Raw genomic sequence first — 626 nt, 5'->3', positions numbered from 1 at the left:
GTAAAGCCTTCTCTTCTGGTAGCAACCAATACGGTGATACAGCCTTTCCTCAAATACGCATGGTCTGTCATATGGAATTGACCAGCCATCAACTGCTCAGTAGCGAGTTTGATAACTATAAAACCAACGAGATGAAATTAGCTGAGCGTTTAATTGAACGTACACCAGATAATTCACTGACTATGTTTGATAAAGGATATTATTCTTTAGGCCTGTTAAATCGTTGGCACCAAACTGGGAAGATGAGGCACTGGCTGATACCAGCAAGGCCCGACTTACAGTATGAAATCATCTCCAGCGCGGGTAAAAATGACCATATCATTGAATTGAAAACAACAAAGCATGCACAAAAAAACTTTCCCGATGTTCCTGAAACGATTAAAGCGAGATTAATCAGTAAAACAATAAAGGGCAAAAGCTACCGTATATTAACCTCGATGACGGATAGATTGCGTTATCCAGGTAATGAAATTGTTGAATTATATTGTCATCGTTGGGAGATAGAGCTTGGGTTTAGAGAAATCAAACAAACCATGCTTGATAGCGCATACCATTTAAGAAGCAAGCGTCCAGATATGGTGCGTCAGGAGCTATGGGGCGTGTTACTCGCCTATAATTTAATACGA

General features: G+C 40.3%; 1 protein-coding gene. It reads left to right on the top strand.

The window, feature by feature from the left end; translation table 11 throughout:
- Positions 1-626, top strand: a 626-nt coding sequence (locus GQR46_RS20360; protein WP_165742344.1) for an IS4 family transposase, incomplete at both ends; no start/stop codon positions are given.

The sequence above is a fragment of the Pseudoalteromonas sp. Z1A6 genome (genome assembly GCF_011378745.1).
GTDB lineage: Bacteria > Pseudomonadota > Gammaproteobacteria > Enterobacterales > Alteromonadaceae > Pseudoalteromonas > Pseudoalteromonas arctica.
Note: the sequence above shows the minus strand (reverse complement) of the source record. Positions and strands in the feature narration are given on the sequence as shown.